Annotated in this window: 18 protein-coding genes; all 18 read left to right on the forward strand. The window is 60.3% G+C overall.

What is annotated here, in order from left to right:
- Positions 1-43 precede the first annotated feature (43 nt).
- The 18 genes from ACEN2T_RS03925 (at position 44) to fliL (ending at position 17,695) form a co-directional block, all read left to right on the forward strand.
- Entirely contained in the window at positions 44-394 is a 351-nt protein-coding gene (locus ACEN2T_RS03925; protein WP_122754432.1) for a flagellar protein FlaG, read from the forward strand.
- A gap of 80 nt (positions 395-474) precedes the next feature.
- The gene (fliD, locus tag ACEN2T_RS03930; RefSeq protein ID WP_442116343.1) at positions 475-1,878 is read left to right on the forward strand and encodes a flagellar filament capping protein FliD; all 1,404 of its coding nucleotides are present in this window, start codon (positions 475-477) and stop codon (positions 1,876-1,878) included.
- Between the two features lie 139 nt (positions 1,879-2,017).
- Positions 2,018-2,422, forward strand: coding sequence for a flagellar export chaperone FliS (fliS, locus tag ACEN2T_RS03935; protein WP_032887870.1), 405 nt, complete (start codon positions 2,018-2,020; stop codon positions 2,420-2,422).
- A gap of 26 nt (positions 2,423-2,448) precedes the next feature.
- Positions 2,449-2,745 (forward strand): flagellar protein FliT, encoded by a 297-nt coding sequence (gene fliT / locus ACEN2T_RS03940; RefSeq protein WP_028617332.1) that lies wholly within the window; start codon positions 2,449-2,451, stop codon positions 2,743-2,745.
- A 170-nt stretch (positions 2,746-2,915) separates the two neighbouring features.
- Positions 2,916-4,391, forward strand: coding sequence for a sigma-54 dependent transcriptional regulator (locus tag ACEN2T_RS03945; protein WP_032887872.1), 1,476 nt, complete (start codon positions 2,916-2,918; stop codon positions 4,389-4,391).
- Between the two features lie 110 nt (positions 4,392-4,501).
- Positions 4,502-5,713: a sensor histidine kinase gene (locus ACEN2T_RS03950; protein ID WP_442116409.1), complete on the forward strand. Its 1,212-nt coding sequence runs from the start codon at positions 4,502-4,504 to the stop codon at positions 5,711-5,713.
- 6 nt (positions 5,714-5,719) lie between these two features.
- On the forward strand, positions 5,720-7,096 hold the full coding sequence (locus tag ACEN2T_RS03955; RefSeq protein ID WP_122754429.1) for a sigma-54-dependent transcriptional regulator: 1,377 nt from the start codon (positions 5,720-5,722) through the stop codon (positions 7,094-7,096).
- A 128-nt stretch (positions 7,097-7,224) separates the two neighbouring features.
- Positions 7,225-7,554: a flagellar hook-basal body complex protein FliE gene (gene fliE / locus ACEN2T_RS03960; RefSeq protein WP_017134937.1), complete on the forward strand. Its 330-nt coding sequence runs from the start codon at positions 7,225-7,227 to the stop codon at positions 7,552-7,554.
- A gap of 16 nt (positions 7,555-7,570) precedes the next feature.
- Positions 7,571-9,352, forward strand: coding sequence for a flagellar basal-body MS-ring/collar protein FliF (gene fliF / locus ACEN2T_RS03965; RefSeq protein ID WP_032887876.1), 1,782 nt, complete (start codon positions 7,571-7,573; stop codon positions 9,350-9,352).
- Positions 9,345-10,361, forward strand: a complete 1,017-nt coding sequence (gene fliG, locus ACEN2T_RS03970) for a flagellar motor switch protein FliG (protein ID WP_032887877.1) — start codon at positions 9,345-9,347, stop codon at positions 10,359-10,361. Before fliF ends, fliG begins: the two co-directional genes overlap by 8 nt.
- A gap of 10 nt (positions 10,362-10,371) precedes the next feature.
- Positions 10,372-11,136 (forward strand): flagellar assembly protein FliH, encoded by a 765-nt coding sequence (gene fliH, locus ACEN2T_RS03975; RefSeq protein WP_032887879.1) that lies wholly within the window; start codon positions 10,372-10,374, stop codon positions 11,134-11,136.
- Positions 11,126-12,484, forward strand: a complete 1,359-nt coding sequence (fliI, locus tag ACEN2T_RS03980; protein ID WP_032887880.1) for a flagellar protein export ATPase FliI — start codon at positions 11,126-11,128, stop codon at positions 12,482-12,484. The genes fliH and fliI overlap by 11 nt, the downstream gene beginning before the upstream one ends.
- 3 nt (positions 12,485-12,487) lie before the next feature.
- Positions 12,488-12,937, forward strand: a complete 450-nt coding sequence (gene fliJ / locus ACEN2T_RS03985) for a flagellar export protein FliJ (RefSeq protein WP_442116344.1) — start codon at positions 12,488-12,490, stop codon at positions 12,935-12,937.
- 167 nt (positions 12,938-13,104) lie between these two features.
- Positions 13,105-13,410 carry an STAS domain-containing protein gene (locus tag ACEN2T_RS03990; protein WP_122764585.1) on the forward strand — a complete coding sequence of 102 codons (306 nt, stop codon included), beginning with the start codon at positions 13,105-13,107 and terminating at the stop codon, positions 13,408-13,410.
- On the forward strand, positions 13,407-15,125 hold the full coding sequence (locus tag ACEN2T_RS03995; RefSeq protein ID WP_032887885.1) for an ATP-binding SpoIIE family protein phosphatase: 1,719 nt from the start codon (positions 13,407-13,409) through the stop codon (positions 15,123-15,125). The genes ACEN2T_RS03990 and ACEN2T_RS03995 overlap by 4 nt, the downstream gene beginning before the upstream one ends.
- A 30-nt stretch (positions 15,126-15,155) precedes the next feature.
- Positions 15,156-15,500, forward strand: a complete 345-nt coding sequence (locus tag ACEN2T_RS04000; RefSeq protein WP_032887887.1) for an Hpt domain-containing protein — start codon at positions 15,156-15,158, stop codon at positions 15,498-15,500.
- Between the two features lie 131 nt (positions 15,501-15,631).
- Positions 15,632-16,966: a flagellar hook-length control protein FliK gene (locus ACEN2T_RS04005; protein ID WP_442116345.1), complete on the forward strand. Its 1,335-nt coding sequence runs from the start codon at positions 15,632-15,634 to the stop codon at positions 16,964-16,966.
- A 222-nt stretch (positions 16,967-17,188) separates the two neighbouring features.
- Positions 17,189-17,695, forward strand: a complete 507-nt coding sequence (fliL, locus tag ACEN2T_RS04010) for a flagellar basal body-associated protein FliL (RefSeq protein ID WP_032887891.1) — start codon at positions 17,189-17,191, stop codon at positions 17,693-17,695.
- The last annotated feature ends 6 nt before the right edge of the window (positions 17,696-17,701 follow it).

Here is a 17,701-nt window from a genome sequence, read left to right on the forward strand (position 1 = left end):
GTCTACGTGCCCTTCCGTTTTTTCGGTTTAGAGGAGATTGGACATGGACATGAGTGTAAAGCTGAACCAGTCTTATCCGCCGGTTGCACCTCAAAGCGCACCTGCCAAGGTAGTGGCTGACAACAACGTTGTGAATGTCCAGGCAACGCCCGCGATTAGCCAAGAGCCCGCACGCGCCGACCTGGAAAAAGCAGTCACCGATATTCGCGATTTCGTTCAAGCTACCCAGCGTAGCCTCGATTTTTCCATTGATGATTCCACCCACCGTGTGGTGGTTAAGGTCATCAATACCGACAATGGTGAAGTGATTCGCCAGATTCCGTCGGAAACAGCATTGAAGCTGGCACAGAACCTCAGCAGCGCAAGCAACCTGTTGTTTGACGACAAGGCCTGAGCTGGCATGAAACTTGTTGCTGTCCGGTCTTGAGGCGTAATAAGTCAAGATAACGGCAGCCACCGAACAGGAGATAGATGATGGCGGGTTCAACGGTAAGTGGTATCGGTTCGAACATCGATACGCAAGCGATCGTGACATCCTTGGTTAACGCCGAAAAGGTGCCCAAGCAAACGCAGATCAATACCGCGTCTCAGAAGGCGACCACCACGCTGTCTTCGATCGGCAAGATTCAGGCGGCGCTGGATGCCTTTCGTGGTGCGCTGGACAATATGGCAACTAGTTCCAGCTTCACGGGGTTGACTGGTTCATCCTCGGATGAAAAAGTCGCCACCATGACTGCCAGCAATACTGCCTCCAACGGTAGTTTCCGCCTGATCGTCAATCAGTTGGCTCAAGCGTCCAAGTTGTCGAGCAAGAACTTTGCTGGCGGCACGTCGACGGTGGTGAATGCCACCGACAAACCAACCACCCTGACCATCTCGCAGTCGGGCAAAGCTTATGATGTCAACATTCCTGTCGGTGCAACCTTGCAGCAGGTGCGTGACTCGGTCAACACTCAATTCGGCACATCGGGATTGAGTGCGAACATCCAGACCGACTCCAATGGTTCGCGGCTGATTCTGACCTCGACGACCATGGGGACGGGGTCGGATCTGAAGCTTTCAGGTAATTCGGGCTTGGATGTCGGCGCTACAGTAGTTGATGAGCCCAAGGATGCGCTTTACAGCATCGATGGTGTTGCTTCTGTCTCCAAGACCAACAGCATCGAAGGCGCATTGAGCGGCGTGAATATCAAGCTGGTATCGGTGTCGGCGCTCAAGACGGCGGGTGACACAGCTAAGGATCCGGATAGAACCGCCACGCTGATTACTGTAAGTACCAACAACGCGGCACTCAAATCAGGGGTCAAGGGTTTTGTAGATACTTACAATGCGCTGATTACTGCGATGAACGCTGAAACCAAGGTCACCACTAACCTGGATGGTAGCACCACGGCGGCAACCCTCACCGGTGACTCCACCATGCGCTCGTTGCAGGCGGCAATCCGTAACGAGTTCAACCAGCTGTCGGGAACAGGCAAGTTCAAGTCCCTGGCTCAATTTGGTGTCACCACCAGTTCCAGCAACGGTTTGTTGGCCCTGGACGACAAAAAGTGGGACGCAGCGGTAAAAACCAACGCAGCCGATATCAACAGTATGTTCAGCGGCCCTGACGGCATGCTGGCGCGTATGAAAAGCGCCACGGATGATTACGCCAAGTCCACGACGGGCATCCTGGCGACACGCTCCACGTCTTTGTCCGACACACTCAAAGACCTGACCAAGCAGCAGTCGTCCCTGGACGAGCGCATGACCCTGCTCACCAGCAGCCTGTCGGCCAAATACAACGCCATGGACACCCTGGTCGCCCAATTGCGCCAGCAAAGCACCAGCGTCATGACCACGCTCAACGCCTTGAACAACGTCAAGACCAATAGTTGATGCCTGCGCATGAAAAAGGCCAGGCAATCTGCCTGGCCTTTTTTTATCGCGGGACAACTGGCCCTAAAGCTTTTTGCGAACCCGTCGACATATTGGTTACTAGAATCCTTTTCGCTGTCGCCCGTCACGAGGTAGAAACATGAATCCCATGAGAGCCCTTCGCCAATACCAGAAGGTCAATTCCCATGCTCAGATCTCCGAAGCCAGCCCTCATCGCCTGGTGCAGATGCTGATGGAAGGCGGGCTCGACCGCATGGCCCAGGCCAAGGGCGCGCTGGCGCGTGGCGACATCGCCCAGAAGGGGCTGATGCTCGGCAAGGCCATCGATATCGTGATCGGTCTGCGTGACGGCCTGAACGCTGAAAAGAGTGATAACCCGGCTTACGTTCAGCAGTTGGAAAGTCTGTATGCGTACATGACCAACCGTCTGATGGAAGCCAACCTGCATAACGACGCTGACATGATCGACGAAGTTGCTCGTTTGATGATTACCGTTAAAGAAGGCTGGGATGCGATTGGCGCGCCACAGGCTGCAGCAGAATAAGGCCTGGGTGCCTTGAGGAACACGTCATGAGCCAAGCACTGCAACGCATTGATGAAACCCGTGAGGCGCTGATGGGCGCGCTGGCAGACCGTAACTGGGACGCCATTGGCGAGCTGGATATGGGCTGTCGCGACGTGATCGAGCAGGTGCTCAGCGAAGCACCGGTGGATGAGGATGCGTTGCGTGAAAAGCTTGAGAGTCTGTTGGCGGTATACCAGCAATTGCTTGAGGTGACGACCGGCGAACGCCAGGCGATTTTCGAAGAGATGTCGCAGATCAACCAAGCGAAAAATGCGTCAAAGGTTTACCATCTGTTCGGCTGAACAGTCGAAGTTAATCCTACCGGCGCGTCATAAATTTGACCGTGCCAGCATTTTTGACTTAACTAGTGCTGTTTTCAGATTTCAGACGTCTATAAGGTAAGAAGTCTTACAGGCGCCTCGATTGCCCTCAATCTCGGGGCAGGAAGTTTTACTAGGGAAGTTGCTATTGCATGTGGCGTGAAACCAAAATTCTGCTAATCGATGACGATAGCGTCCGCCGCCGCGACTTGGCGGTGATTTTGAATTTTCTTGGCGAAGAAAATCTGCCCTGCGGTAGCCATGACTGGCAGCAGGCGGCCAGCTCATTGTCATCGAGCCGTGATGTCATTTGTGTGCTGATCGGGACAGTAAATGCTCCAGGCGCTGTTTTGGGCTTGTTAAAGACACTGTCTACGTGGGATGAGTTCCTTCCGGTCCTGCTGATTGGTGATATTTCTTCTGTCGAGCTGCCGGAAGACCAGCGCCGCCGCGTGCTTTCCAGCCTGGAAATGCCTCCCAGCTACAGCAAATTGCTTGATTCCCTGCACCGTGCCCAGGTCTATCGCGAGATGTACGACCAGGCCCGCGAGCGCGGTCGCCACCGCGAACCTAATCTATTCCGCAGCCTTGTCGGCACCAGCCGCGCCATCCAGCACGTGCGCCAGATGATGCAGCAAGTGGCCGATACCGACGCCAGCGTGCTGATCCTCGGCGAGTCGGGCACTGGCAAAGAAGTGGTCGCGCGTAACCTGCACTACCATTCCAAGCGCCGCGACGGGCCATTTGTGCCGGTCAACTGCGGGGCGATCCCTGCAGAGCTGCTCGAAAGCGAACTGTTCGGCCATGAGAAGGGCGCCTTTACCGGGGCGATCACCAGCCGTGCCGGGCGTTTCGAGCTGGCCAACGGCGGCACCCTGTTCCTTGACGAAATCGGCGACATGCCGTTGCCGATGCAGGTCAAGCTGTTGCGCGTATTGCAGGAGCGCACCTTCGAGCGCGTGGGCAGCAACAAGACCCAGAGCGTCGACGTACGCATCATCGCTGCTACCCACAAGAACCTCGAAAGCATGATCGAGGTGGGCAGCTTCCGTGAAGACTTGTACTACCGCCTAAACGTTTTCCCAATCGAGATGGCCCCGCTGCGTGAGCGCGTAGAAGACATCCCGCTGCTGATGAATGAACTGATCTCGCGCATGGAACACGAAAAGCGCGGCTCGATTCGCTTCAACTCCGCTGCGATCATGTCCCTGTGCCGCCATGGCTGGCCGGGCAACGTCCGTGAGCTGGCCAACCTGGTGGAGCGCATGGCGATCATGCACCCCTACGGTGTGATCGGCGTGGTCGAGCTGCCAAAGAAATTCCGCTACGTCGACGACGAAGACGAGCAGATGGTCGACAGCCTGCGCAGTGACATGGAAGAGCGGGTCGCCATCAACGGCCATACCCCGGACTTCGGTTCTACCGCCATGCTGCCGCCGGAAGGTCTCGACCTCAAAGACTACCTCGGCAACCTGGAGCAAGGCTTGATCCAACAGGCCCTGGACGACGCCAACGGCATTGTCGCCCGTGCCGCCGAGCGCCTGCGTATCCGTCGAACCACCCTGGTGGAGAAGATGCGCAAGTACGGTATGAGCCGCCGAGAAGGTGATGAACAGGCAGATGATTGACGCCTGTTTTTCAAGCCGCTGATTAATCAGCGGTTTTTTTTCGGCACAAGTATTGCTACAGCCCTCGCAACGTTCCGTTTAACTGACGGTCAGCCAAGCGAGAGAGCATGATGCCCCACGCCGCCCAACTATCTTCGGCCCCTGCCATCCAGGGACTGATTGCGCCTGTAGAACCGCAGACCCGCCAGGGTCTTGAACAAGCGTTCTCGCAGTTCAACCAGATGTCGAGCCAACTGACTGATTCCTACAGCCTGCTGGAGGCCCGGGTCTGCGAGCTGAAAGGCGAACTGGCGGTGGTTAGCGCCCAGCGCATGCAAGAGCTGGCCGAGAAAGAGCGCTTGGCCAACCGTCTGCAGAACCTGCTGTCGCTGCTGCCCGGTGGCGTTATCGTCATTGACGAAGAGGGCCGCGTGCGCGAAGCCAATCCGGCAGCCTGCGACATGCTCGGCCTGCCGCTGGAAGGCGAGCTGTGGCGCCACGTCATTACCCGGTGCTTTGCGCCGCGCGAGGATGATGGTCACGAAATCTCCCTTAAAGACGGGCGCCGCCTGTCCATCGCTACCCGTTCCCTGGACGCTGAGCCAGGGCAATTGGTGCTGCTCAACGACCTGACCGAAACCCGTCACCTGCAAGACCAATTGGCGCGCCACGAGCGTTTGTCCTCGTTGGGCCGAATGGTCGCTTCTTTGGCGCATCAAATCCGTACGCCGTTGTCGGCGGCCTTGATTTACGCCAGTCATTTGACTGATGAACAATTGCCCGCTGCCACGCAGCAGCGGTTTGCTGGCCGTCTCAAAGAGCGCCTGCACGAACTGGAGCATCAGGTACGCGACATGTTGGTATTTGCCCGCGGCGAATTGCCGCTGACCGACCGAGTGACGCCTGCCCAATTGATGCAGGCCCTGCAAGCGGCGGCGGCCATCCATATTCAAGACACTCAGGTGCGTTGGCAGTGCGACAGCCACCTTGGCGAGTTGCTGTGCAATCGCGACACCCTGGTGGGCGCGTTGCTCAACCTGATCGAAAACGCTATCCAGGCCAGCGGCCCGGGCGCACGGCTCAAGGTGCACCTGTACAACCGCGAGCAGACCCTGCGCCTGTGCATCAGCGACAGCGGTGCCGGCATTGATCCTGTGGTGCTTAAGCGCCTTGGCGAACCCTTTTTCACCACCAAGACCAATGGAACCGGCCTCGGCCTGACCGTGGTCAAGGCTGTGGCGCGTGCCCATCAGGGAGAATTGCAGCTGCATTCCCGGCTGGGGCGTGGCACTTGTGCATTGATGAGCTTGCCGCTGTTTTCATGCGCGGCAAGCGCGGAGTAAAAAGTAATGGCTATCAAGGTTCTGTTGGTGGAAGACGATCGCGCCCTGCGTGAAGCATTGGCGGACACGCTGCTGTTGGCGGGTCATGACTACCGGGCGGTCGGTTCTGCCGAGGACGCCTTGGACGCGGTGGAGCAGGAAACCTTCAGCCTGGTGGTCAGTGACGTGAACATGCCGGGCATGGACGGCCACCAGTTACTGGCCTTGCTGCGCGCGCGCCAACCGCAACTGCCGGTATTGCTGATGACCGCCCACGGTGCGGTGGAGCGTGCGGTGGACGCCATGCGCCAAGGAGCGGCGGATTACCTGGTCAAGCCGTTCGAACCCAAGGCGCTGATCGAACTGGTGGCGCGGCACGCCCTGGGCGTGATCCCTGCCAACGAAGGCGAAGGCCCGATTGCCTTCGAGCCGGCCAGTGCGCAATTGCTTGAGCTGGCGGCCCGGGTGGCGCGCAGTGATTCCACGGTGCTGATCTCCGGCGAGTCCGGTACCGGTAAAGAGGTGCTGGCGCGTTACATCCACCAGCAATCCACTCGCGCCAAACAACCGTTCATCGCCATCAATTGCGCGGCGATCCCCGACAACATGCTTGAAGCCACCTTGTTCGGTCATGAAAAAGGCTCGTTCACTGGCGCCATCGCGGCCCAGGCTGGCAAGTTCGAACAGGCCGATGGCGGCACCATTCTGCTGGATGAAATCTCGGAAATGCCTCTGGGCCTGCAAGCCAAGCTGCTGCGGGTGCTGCAAGAGCGCGAAGTGGAGCGCGTCGGTGCGCGTAAACCGATCCAGTTGGATATCCGTGTGGTCGCCACCACCAACCGCGACCTCGCTGGCGAAGTGGCGGCGGGGCGCTTCCGCGAAGACCTGTTCTACCGGCTATCAGTATTCCCCCTGGCCTGGCGCCCGCTGCGTGAGCGTCCGGCGGACATCATTCCGCTGGCCGAGCGCTTGCTGAACAACCACGTCAAAAAAATGAAGCACGCCCAGGCGCGGCTCTCGGCCGAGGCGCAAGCGTGTCTCATCAGCTATCCCTGGCCGGGCAACGTGCGCGAGTTGGATAACGCCATCCAGCGCGCGCTGATTCTGCAACAGGGTGGCTTGATCCAGCCCCAGGATTTCTGCCTGGCCATGGGCAGTGGTGCGGCCCCATTGCCTACCTTGGCGCCCACGCCGGTGGTTGCAGAGGCTGAGTCTGCCGGTGCCCTGGGTGACGACCTGCGTCGCCGCGAATTCCAGATGATCATCGACACCCTGCGCGCCGAGCGCGGCCGTCGCAAAGAGGCCGCCGAGCGTCTGGGCATCAGCCCGCGCACCCTGCGCTACAAGCTGGCGCAGATGCGCGACGCCGGGATGGACGTCGAGGCGTATCTGTTCGCCACATAACCGGTAACAACGGCGATAAGGTTTGTCGCCTTTTCTTACGAGTTGATACAGAGCTGGCACCCTTGTTGCTACCTCCCCTAGTAATCGCTGCGTAGTGTCAAAAATTTGCGGGTTGGAGAGAGAAGTTCATGAGCCAGGGTATTGAGTTCAATCGGTTGATGTTGGATATGCGCTCCATGCAAATGGATGCCATGGCTCAACCGAAATCCGTCGCGCCAGCGCCGGAATTGGGCCAAAGCAGCTTCGCCGACATGCTCGGCCAGGCCATCAACAAAGTCAGTGACACCCAGCAAGCTTCCAGCCAGTTGGCCACCGCGTTCGAGATCGGCAAAAGCGGCGTGGACCTCACCGATGTGATGGTCGCCTCGCAAAAGGCCAGCGTCTCCTTTCAGGCTCTGACCCAAGTGCGTAACAAGTTGGTTCAGGCCTATCAAGACATCATGCAGATGCCGGTTTAAGGGCGAGATTTAAGTCATGGCAGAAGCAGTCTCCGACAACGTACCCGCCAAGGCAGACGGCAAGCCGCCGCTGTTTGGCCTGTCGTTCCTGGAAAACCTCTCGGAAATGACCATGTTGCGTCAGGTGGGCCTGATGGTCGGCCTGGCTGCCAGCGTGGCGATTGGTTTCGCCGTGGTGTTGTGGTCGCAACAACCCGATTACCGTCCGCTTTACGGCAGCCTGGCGGGCATGGATTCCAAGCAGATCATGGAAACCCTCGCCGCCGCCGACATCGCCTACACCGTAGAGCCCAACTCCGGCGCGCTGCTGGTTAAGGCCGATGACGTGGCCCGTGCGCGCATGAAGCTTGCCGCTGCCGGCGTAACGCCGTCCGACAGCAATATCGGTTTTGAAATCCTCGACAAGGACCAGGGCCTCGGGACCAGCCAGTTCATGGAAGCCACGCGCTACCGTCGTGGCCTGGAAGGCGAGCTGGCCCGCACCATCTCCAGCTTGAACAACGTCAAGGGCGCCCGTGTGCACTTGGCCATTCCGAAAAGCTCGGTGTTTGTGCGCGACGAGCGCAAGCCAAGTGCCTCGGTACTGGTGGAACTGTTTTCCGGCCGTTCGCTGGAGCCTGGTCAGGTCCTGGCGATCATCAACCTGGTGGCCACCAGCGTTCCCGAACTGAGCAAGTCGCAAATCACCGTTGTCGACCAGAAGGGCAACCTGTTGTCCGACATGGCGGAAAACTCCGCGCTGACCCAGGCCGGCAAGCAATTCGACTACAGCCGCCGTATGGAAAGCATGCTCACCCAGCGTGTGCACAACATCCTGCAACCGGTGCTGGGCAACGACCGCTACAAGGCTGAGGTCTCCGCCGACGTGGACTTCAGTGCCGTCGAGTCGACCTCCGAGCAGTTCAACCCGGACCAGCCAGCGCTGCGCAGCGAACAGTCCACCAGCGAACAACGCACCGCCAGCAATGGTCCGCAAGGTGTGCCGGGTGCCCTGAGCAACCAGCCGCCAGCCCCGGCTTCGGCCCCGCAAACCACCGGTGGCGCTGCTGCCACCGCTGGCGCGATCCAGCCCGGCCAGCCATTGTTGGACGCCAACGGCCAGCAGATCATGGACCCGGCCACCGGCCAACCGATGCTCGCCCCGTACCCGGCGGACAAGCGTAACCAGTCCACCAAGAACTTCGAACTCGATCGCTCCATCAGCCACACCAAGCAGCAGCAGGGTCGCGTCAATCGCCTGTCGGTGTCGGTGGTGGTCGATGACCAGGTCAAGGTCAATGCGGCGGATGGCGCCGTTACCCGTGCGCCGTGGAGCGCCGACGAATTGGCGCGCTTCACTCGCCTCGTGCAGGACGCCGTCGGCTTTGACGCCAGTCGTGGTGACAGCGTCAGCGTGATCAACATGCCGTTCTCCGCCGAGCGCGGTGAAGTCATCGCCGAAGCGGCGTTCTACACCCAGCCGTGGTTCTGGGACATCGTCAAGCAAGTGCTGGGTGTGTTGTTCATCCTGGTATTGGTGTTCGGCGTGCTGCGCCCGGTGCTCAACAACATCACCGGCAACGGCAAGAACAAACAACTGGCGGCGTTTGGCGGCAGTGACGTCGAGTTGGGTGGCATGGGCGGCCTGGACGGCGAACTGGCCAACGACCGCGTCAGCCTCGGCGGCCCGCAAAGCATCCTGTTGCCAAGCCCGAGCGAAGGTTACGACGCTCAGTTGAACGCAATCAAAAGTCTGGTAGCAGAAGACCCGGGCCGTGTGGCCCAGGTCGTGAAAGAGTGGATTAACGCAGATGAGTGATCGAGCCGCTGTTGCCAAGCTCACCAAGGTCGACAAAGCCGCAGTCCTGCTGCTGTCGCTCGGTGAAACCGATGCCGCCCAAGTGCTGCGCCACATGGGGCCCAAAGAGGTCCAGCGTGTGGGCGTGGCCATGGCGCAGATGCGCAATGTGCACCGTGAGCAAGTCGAGCAGGTGATGAGCGAGTTCGTCGAGATCGTCGGCGACCAGACCAGCCTGGGCGTCGGCTCCGACAGCTACATCCGCAAGATGCTCACCTCGGCCCTGGGCGAAGACAAGGCCAACGGCCTGATCGACCGCATCCTGTTGGGCGGCAACACCAGCGGTCTGGACAGCCTCAAGTGGATGGAACCGCGCGCCGTCGCCGACGTGATCCGCTTTGAACACCCGCAGATCCAGGCCATCGTGGTGGCGTACCTCGACCCGGACCAGGCCGGTGAAGTGCTCGGCCATTTCGACCATAAAGTGCGCCTGGACATCATCCTGCGCGTCTCGTCGCTGAACACCGTGCAGCCGGCGGCCCTGAAAGAATTGAACACCATCCTGGAGAAGCAGTTCTCCGGCAACTCGAATGCCTCGCGGACCACCTTGGGTGGTATCAAGCGTGCGGCAGACATCATGAACTTCCTCGACAGTTCGGTCGAAGGCCAGTTGATGGACTCGATCCGCGAGATCGACGACACCCTGTCCGGCCAGATCGAAGACCTCATGTTCGTGTTCAACAACCTCTCCGATGTCGACGATCGTGGCATCCAGGCGTTGCTGCGCGAAGTGTCCTCCGACGTGCTGGTGCTTGCCCTCAAAGGCTCGGACGAAGGCGTCAAAGAGAAGATCTTCAAGAACATGTCCAAGCGTGCTTCCGAACTGTTGCGCGACGACCTGGAAGCCAAAGGCCCGGTGCGCGTCAGCGACGTGGAAACCGCGCAGAAAGAAATCCTCACCATTGCCCGCCGTATGGCCGAAGCCGGAGAAATCGTTCTCGGTGGGAAGGGCGGCGAAGAAATGATCTAAGGCGCCCCTGATGTCGAACAAAGATGAGGCGCCCAGCGATCTGATTCGCGCACGGGATGTCGGTGGGTTCGACATCTGGTCGTTGCCCAGCTTCGACCCGCATGTGCCCGAGCCTGAGCCGGAACCCGTTGAAGAAACGCCGGTGGAAATGGAAGAAGTGCCGCTGGAAGAAGTCCAGCCACTGACCCTGGAAGAGTTGGAAAGCATCCGCCAGGAGGCTTACAACGAAGGCTTCGCTGCGGGTGAAAAAGACGGTTTTCGCAGCACCACTCTCAAGGTGCGCCAAGAGGCCGAAGCGGCGCTGAGCGTCAAGCTGGCCAGCCTGGAACGCTTGATGGGGGTGTTGTTCGATCCTATCGCCGAGCAGGATGCGCAGATTGAAAAATCCATGGTCGGCCTGGTGGAGCATATTGCACGCCAGGTGATCCAGCGCGAACTGGTGCTCGACTCCAGCCATATCGAAAGCGTGATGCGCGAAGCACTCAAGCTGCTGCCCCTGGGTGTCGGCAATGTGCGGCTGTACATCAACCCGCAGGATTTCGAACAGGTCAAAGCCCTGCGCGAGCGCCATGAAGAAACCTGGCGCATCGTCGAAGACGCAGCGCTTCAGCCCGGTGGTTGCCGGGTCGAGACCGAACACAGCCGCATTGATGCGACGGTGGAAACCCGCATCAGCCAGATCATGGCCAAGCTGCTGGATCAAGTCCACGAGCAGGTGTTGAACCCTGCCGAACCTGACCTCAGCGTCGACCTGGACGCCGCCGATGCGCCTTGATCGCACCAGCTTCGTCAAGCGCCTGAGCGGCTACGTCGAGGCCACTGAATTGCCCGGCCAGCCGATCCTTGAAGGGCGTCTGTTGCGCATGGTCGGCCTGACCCTCGAAGCCGAGGGCCTGCGCGCCGCCATGGGCAGCCGCTGTATGGTGATCAACGACGACAGCTACCACCCGGTGCAGGTCGAAGCGGAAGTGATGGGCTTTTCCGGCAACAAGATCTTCCTGATGCCCGTCGGCAGCCTGGCGGGCATCGCCCCCGGCGCCCGCGTGGTACCGCTGGCCGATACCGGCCGCCTGCCCATGGGCATGAGCATGCTCGGCCGGGTGCTGGACGGCGCCGGTCGTGCGTTGGACGGTAAGGGCGGCATGAAAGCCGAAGACTGGGTGCCGATGGACGGCCCCACCATCAACCCGCTCAACCGCAACCCCATCAGCGTGCCGCTGGATGTGGGCATCCGCAGCATCAACGGTTTATTGACGGTCGGCCGCGGCCAGCGTCTGGGCCTGTTCGCCGGTACCGGTGTGGGTAAGTCGGTGTTGCTCGGCATGATGACGCGCTTTACCGAGGCCGACATCATCGTGGTGGGGCTGATCGGCGAGCGGGGCAGGGAAGTTAAGGAATTCATCGAGCACAGCCTCGGTGAAGAAGGCCTCAAGCGCTCCGTCGTCGTCGCCTCCCCAGCGGATGATGCGCCGTTGATGCGTTTGCGCGCGGCCATGTACTGCACGCGCATCGCCGAATATTTTCGCGACAAGGGCAAGAACGTCCTGTTGCTGATGGACTCGCTCACCCGTTTTGCCCAAGCCCAGCGGGAAATCGCCCTGGCCATCGGCGAACCCCCGGCGACCAAGGGCTACCCGCCGTCGGTGTTCGCCAAGTTGCCGAAACTGGTGGAGCGCGCCGGTAATGCCGAGGCCGGTGGCGGCTCGATCACTGCGTTCTATACGGTGTTGTCCGAAGGCGATGACCAGCAGGACCCTATCGCCGACTCGGCGCGGGGCGTGCTCGACGGCCACATTGTGCTGTCGCGCCGTTTGGCCGAAGAAGGGCACTACCCGGCTATCGATATCGAAGCGTCCATCAGCCGGGTCATGCCGGCGGTGGTCACGCCGGAGCATATGGTCCGCGCGCAACAGTTCAAGCAGTTGTGGTCGCGCTATCAACAGAGCCGCGACCTGATCAGCGTTGGCGCCTACGTGGCCGGTGGCGATCGCGACACCGACCTGGCGATCGCCCTGCAACCGCAGTTGGTGACTTACCTGCGCCAAGGCCTCAACGACAAGATCAGCATGGGTGAAAGCGAAGCGCATCTGCATTCCATCTTCGCCCCTGCGCCAGGCGGCTAAGCCATGGCCAACAGCCGCGCTGCGCGCCTGGCCCCCGTGGTGGACATGGCCGAAAAGGCCGAAAAAACCGCCGTACAGCGCCTGGGTTATTTCCAGGGCCAAGTGCGCTTGGCGGAAAGCAAGTTGGGTGACCTGGAACGCTTTCGCGGCGAGTACCAACAGCAATGGATCGAGCGCGGCACCAAGGGCGTTTCGGGTCAGTGGCTGATGGGCTACCAGGGCTTTCTCAACCAGTTGGAAACCGCCGTGGGCCAACAGCGCCAGAGCCTGGCCTGGCACCAGAACAATCTCGATAAGGCCCGCGAAAGTTGGCAAGAGGCGTTTGCCCGGGTCGAAGGTTTGCGCAAGCTGGTGCGGCGCTATATCGATGAAGCGCGGGCGCTGGAAGACAAGCGTGAGCAGAAGTTGCTCGATGAGCTATCACAACGTCTTCCCCGCCAATCACAATTCTGAATGTGCGAGGGGGCTTGCCCCCGATAGCGATAGATCGGTCACTGAATTTGTTGACTGACCCACGGCTATCGGGACCAGGCCCTCTTCCGCATTTGACCTGCGGTGTTGCCCGGATCTCATTCGCCTGCTACACCTTGTGTCTATGCCCATGACAAGGAAGCAGTCGCATGTCAATCGAGTCAGAAGTATCCCTGGACGGGAAGAAGTTGACGATCGCTATCAAGGGACGGTTTGATTTCGGCAGTCATCAGACGTTTCGTGACGCCTACGAGCGTTACTACAAAGTGCCTGAGCTGTATGTGGTCGATCTGAAAGAAACCACGTACATGGACAGCTCGGCCTTGGGCATGCTCCTGCTGTTGAGGGACCATGCTGGCGGCGAAGAGGCGCGGGTTGAGGTGGTCAACACCAACTCCGATGTGCGCAAGATCCTCGCCATCTCCAACTTCGACAAGCTGTTCGACATCAAGTGAGCGCCCAGGCCCCCGCGGTTGAGCCGCTGACGATCCTGATCGCCGATGATAACGCTGCCGATCTTCTGTTGCTGTCGACCATTGTGCGGCGCCAGGGGCATCAGGTGCTCACCGCTACCAACGGCGAGGAAGCCGTCGAAGTCTTCGCCCGCGAACGGCCGCAGCTGGTGCTGATGGATGCCTTGATGCCAGTGATGGATGGCTACGGCGCTGCGCGGTGGATCAAGCAACTGGCGGGGGAAGAATTGGTCCCCATCATTTTCCTCACCTCCCTGCGCGAAAGCGCTGCCCTGGCCGAGTGCCTGGATGCCGGCGGTGATGACTTCCTGCCCAAACCCTATAACCAACTGATCCTGGCGGCCAAGATCAACGCCATGGACCGCCTGCGCCGCCTGCAAGCCACGGTGTTGCAGCAACGCGACATGATTGCCAAGCACCACGACTACCTGCTGCATGAGCAGCGCGTGGCCAAGGCAGTGTTCGATAAGGTCGCCCACTCCGGCTGCATCAATGCCGCACCGAACATCCGCTACCTGCAATCGCCCTATGCACTGTTCAATGGCGACCTGCTGCTGGCGGCCTACACGCCGTCAGGCGACATGCACGTGCTGCTCGGCGATTTCACCGGCCATGGCTTGCCGGCGGCGGTGGGCGCTATGCCCCTGGCGGAAGTGTTCTACGGCATGACCGCCAAGGGCTATGGCCTGACGCAGATCCTTCGGGAGATGAATGCCAAGCTCAAGCGCATCCTGCCGGTAGACATGTTCTGCTGCGCCACCCTGTTGTGCCTGAGCACCGAGCGGCGCGTGGTGGAGGTGTGGAACGGGGGCATGCCCGACGGTTATGTGCATGACATCGCCAGTGGCAAGCGCACCCCGATGCAGTCGCGGCATTTGCCGTTGGGGGTGTTGTCGGCGCAAGCCTTTGATGACCGCACCGAAGTCTGGCCCATGGCGTTGGGCGACCGTGTGTTCCTGCTGTCCGACGGCGTGTTGGATACCGCAGATGCCAACGATCAACTGTTCGGCGCTGAGCGTTTGCAGCAGGTCTTTGCGGCCAATCGCGAGCCCAATCGTCTGTTTGAAGATATCGAACAGGCCCTGGCGGCGTTTCGCGGTGAAGCGCGTGACGACGTGAGCATGGTGGAAATCACCCTGCAGCACGGCCAATCCCTGCGCGCCACCGGGCCGTTGTATGCCGACAGCGGCCAATCCTGCCCGCTGGATTGGTCGGTGAGCTTCGAGTTTCGCGCCGAGACCCTCAAGCGCTACAACCCTTTGCCCTATCTGCTGCAACTGCTGCTTGAGATCCACGGCCTGCGCGAGCAGAGCGGGGCGCTCTACAGCGTGATGGCTGAGCTGTATTCCAACGCCCTGGAACATGGTGTGCTGGGGCTGGACTCGCGGCTCAAGCGCAATGCCCAGGGGTTTGCCGAATATTACCGCCAGCGCAATGACCGCCTGGCGAAGTTGAACAGCGGTTACGTGCGGGTGCATGTGCAGGTGGTGCCCACCCACATGGGCGGCAAAATGACGTTGCGCCTGGAAGACAGCGGGCCGGGTTTCGACGTGGAACAGATGCTGGCACGGCCGCTGGACGTCGATCGTCTGTCGGGTCGGGGCCTTAGCCTGGTGCGCCAGTTGAGCAGCGACGTACGCTGGTCTGACGGCGGGCGCAGTGTCTGCGTGGAGTTTTGCTGGGGGGCTCTGGCATAATCCGCCGATTCTTGATCAAGGAGCGAGCAAGTGGCAGAGATTCATATGGACCCGCAGGTGTTGTCGGGTTTGCAGGAGGTTATGGAGGGCGAGTATCCCAAGCTGCTTGATACCTTTCTTGATGACTCCCAGAAACGCATCGAGGCCCTGCACCAGGCGCGGGATGATGCCAAGGCGTTGGGACGGATTGCGCATAGTTTCAAGGGGAGCAGTGGGAACCTTGGGGCGCTGCGGTTGGCGCAGTTGTGTCAGTCGCTTGAGGCCAGGTCTTCTGAGCCGGCTTCGGACTTGGGGGAGTTGGTGGATCAGATTGATCGGGAGTTTGCGTTGGTGCGGCCGTTGTATGAGCACGAAAGGCAACGGTTTCAACTTTGATGGGTGACCTGTCCGTTACCGAATAACGGATAGGCCCACCCAAAAAACCGCAATCCAAGAAACCTGGCCCAACTCTTGCTCTACCTCCAGGTACTGCATCCCCGACCCCCATGCAGTGGAGACCTTTACCTATGCCAGTCGCCCCCAATTCGCTTCTTCAGGCTGCCCCCGCGGCCAAGCCTCAAGCGCCCGCTGCCAACCCCCAGGTAGCGGCTGCGGACCCACGGGACAAGGGCCCTGGCTTCGCTCAAGTGTTCGCCAGCCAAGGCTCGAAACCGTCGGTCAAAACCGACGACAACGCGGCTAAACCCACACGCGACAAGCCTGTCGACGCCAGCGCCAAGCCGGCTGCCGGTACCGACAAGCCTGCCGCCAGTACACCGGCGGTTGCCGATAGCGGCAAGACCTTGCCTGCCAAGCCGTCCAACGACAGCGCCAATAAGGATGACGACGCACCCGCCGATCCAGCACTCGCGCAGCAGCCCCCGACTGATCCCGTCGTCGACCCGGCCATGATTGCCGCTGTCACGCCTGTGGTCTTGCCGGTGGTCGTGCCGGTGGAAACCCCGGAACCCGCCGCTGCCGCCCAGGACGACAAGGCCCAGCCGTTGGTCGCTGCGCCCATCGTGGCGACCGAGGAGGTCAAGCCGGCCTTCGATCCTGAGGCCGATCCCCTGGATGCCATGCCGGCCGTGCGCCTGGCGATGGAGCAGGGCGGGCATGTGTCGGCCAGCAGTCAGGCGCCGGCCAAAACCGCACCGACGACTACCCAGGACCAGCCAACCGCCGCGCAGAACTTTGCCGCTGGCCTGGCCACAATGGTCGACCAGCAAGCCACCAAAGACAGCACTGACCAAGGCGGTGACAAGGCCTTCAGCGGCTTGATCGAAGACGGCCTCAAAGACCTTAAAAACGCCACCAGCGACACCCGTGTCGATGATTTCGCCAATCGTTTGGCGGCATTGACCCAGGCGGCCACGCCGAGAACGGCCAACGCTTTGCCGCCGGTGACGAATGCGCCACTGGCCATGCACCAGAGCGGTTGGACCGACGAGATCGTCAATCGGGTGATGTACCTGTCCAGCGCCAATCTCAAGTCGGCGGAGATCCAGTTGCAACCGGCTGAACTCGGTCGTCTGGATATCAAGGTCAACATGACCGCCGACCAGCAAGCCCAGGTCAACTTCATGAGCGCCCACCCGGTGGTGCGTGAAGCGCTGGAAAGCCAGTCGGGTCGCCTGCGGGAAATGTTTGCGCAACAGGGTATGGGGCAGGTGGACGTCAACGTGTCCGACCAATCCCGTGGCCAGGAGCAGCAACAGCAGCAGGCCCAGACCAGTGGCGTGAGTCGCAGCGGGCGAGGGGCTGACAGCGGCGACAGTGGCAACCACATTGATGTGGCTGAAGCCGTGGTGCCAGTGAGCTCTACAGTGATCGGCTCCAGCGCCGTGGATTACTACGCCTGACTTGAGCCGCGTACAGATCCAAATTGTGGGAGGGGGCTTGCCCCCGATGAGGGTGTATCAGTCAACCGATGTATGAACTGACACACCCTCATCGAGGCAAGCCCCCTCCCACATTTGTTTTGTGGTGTTCGTTCGTCTCTGCCTGCCAGACAACTCTGGCATAACACTTGCTCTTGCCTATCCGTAGATCTATGAATTCCCGAATAGTGACGGATTATTGGCATGGCGAAGAGCGACGACGCAGCAAAAGCACCCGCACCGGCAGGCAAAGGCAAGCTCAAGCTTATCCTGATGATAGTCGTGGGCCTGCTCCTGGCCATCGGGGCCTCGGTGGGCGGCACTTGGTACATCATGCATAGCAGTGCAAGCAAACCGGCACCTGCCGCCGAAACCGCCAGTAACGTCAAGCCACCGGCAATCTTCGAGCCGATGCTTCCGGCCTTTGTCGCCAACTTCAATCAGAACGGTCGTCAACGCTACCTGCAAGTGAGCATCACCTTGCTGGCACGGAATGCGGCGGACCTGGATGCCCTCAAAGTGCATATGCCGGTGATCCGCAACAACCTGGTGATGCTGTTCTCCGGGCAGAGCTTCGACACCTTGGCCACCCCGGTGGGCCAGGAAATGCTGCGCCAGAAGGTCACTGCCAGCGTGCAGGAAGTGGCCCAGAAGGAGCTCGGCAAAGTCGTGGTCGAGCAGGCGCTCTTCACTAACTTCGTATTGCAGTAGGATCAC

The organism is Pseudomonas sp. W22_MBD1_FP4 (assembly GCF_052113765.1).
In the GTDB taxonomy this organism is placed as follows: Bacteria; Pseudomonadota; Gammaproteobacteria; order Pseudomonadales; family Pseudomonadaceae; genus Aquipseudomonas; species Aquipseudomonas sivasensis.

What these genes read in the sequence shown, in the direction of transcription:
- ACEN2T_RS03925 (WP_122754432.1), top strand. Translation starts at nt 44, where the DNA reads ATGGACATGAGTGTAAAGCTGAACCAGTCTTATCCGCCGGTTGCACCT.
- fliD (WP_442116343.1), top strand. Translation starts at nt 475, where the DNA reads ATGGCGGGTTCAACGGTAAGTGGTATCGGTTCGAACATCGATACGCAA.
- fliS (WP_032887870.1), top strand. Translation starts at nt 2,018, where the DNA reads ATGAATCCCATGAGAGCCCTTCGCCAATACCAGAAGGTCAATTCCCAT.
- fliT (WP_028617332.1), top strand. Translation starts at nt 2,449, where the DNA reads ATGAGCCAAGCACTGCAACGCATTGATGAAACCCGTGAGGCGCTGATG.
- ACEN2T_RS03945 (WP_032887872.1), top strand. Translation starts at nt 2,916, where the DNA reads ATGTGGCGTGAAACCAAAATTCTGCTAATCGATGACGATAGCGTCCGC.
- ACEN2T_RS03950 (WP_442116409.1), top strand. Translation starts at nt 4,502, where the DNA reads ATGCCCCACGCCGCCCAACTATCTTCGGCCCCTGCCATCCAGGGACTG.
- ACEN2T_RS03955 (WP_122754429.1), top strand. Translation starts at nt 5,720, where the DNA reads ATGGCTATCAAGGTTCTGTTGGTGGAAGACGATCGCGCCCTGCGTGAA.
- fliE (WP_017134937.1), top strand. Translation starts at nt 7,225, where the DNA reads ATGAGCCAGGGTATTGAGTTCAATCGGTTGATGTTGGATATGCGCTCC.
- fliF (WP_032887876.1), top strand. Translation starts at nt 7,571, where the DNA reads ATGGCAGAAGCAGTCTCCGACAACGTACCCGCCAAGGCAGACGGCAAG.
- fliG (WP_032887877.1), top strand. Translation starts at nt 9,345, where the DNA reads ATGAGTGATCGAGCCGCTGTTGCCAAGCTCACCAAGGTCGACAAAGCC.
- fliH (WP_032887879.1), top strand. Translation starts at nt 10,372, where the DNA reads ATGTCGAACAAAGATGAGGCGCCCAGCGATCTGATTCGCGCACGGGAT.
- fliI (WP_032887880.1), top strand. Translation starts at nt 11,126, where the DNA reads ATGCGCCTTGATCGCACCAGCTTCGTCAAGCGCCTGAGCGGCTACGTC.
- fliJ (WP_442116344.1), top strand. Translation starts at nt 12,488, where the DNA reads ATGGCCAACAGCCGCGCTGCGCGCCTGGCCCCCGTGGTGGACATGGCC.
- ACEN2T_RS03990 (WP_122764585.1), top strand. Translation starts at nt 13,105, where the DNA reads ATGTCAATCGAGTCAGAAGTATCCCTGGACGGGAAGAAGTTGACGATC.
- ACEN2T_RS04005 (WP_442116345.1), top strand. Translation starts at nt 15,632, where the DNA reads ATGCCAGTCGCCCCCAATTCGCTTCTTCAGGCTGCCCCCGCGGCCAAG.
- fliL (WP_032887891.1), top strand. Translation starts at nt 17,189, where the DNA reads ATGGCGAAGAGCGACGACGCAGCAAAAGCACCCGCACCGGCAGGCAAA.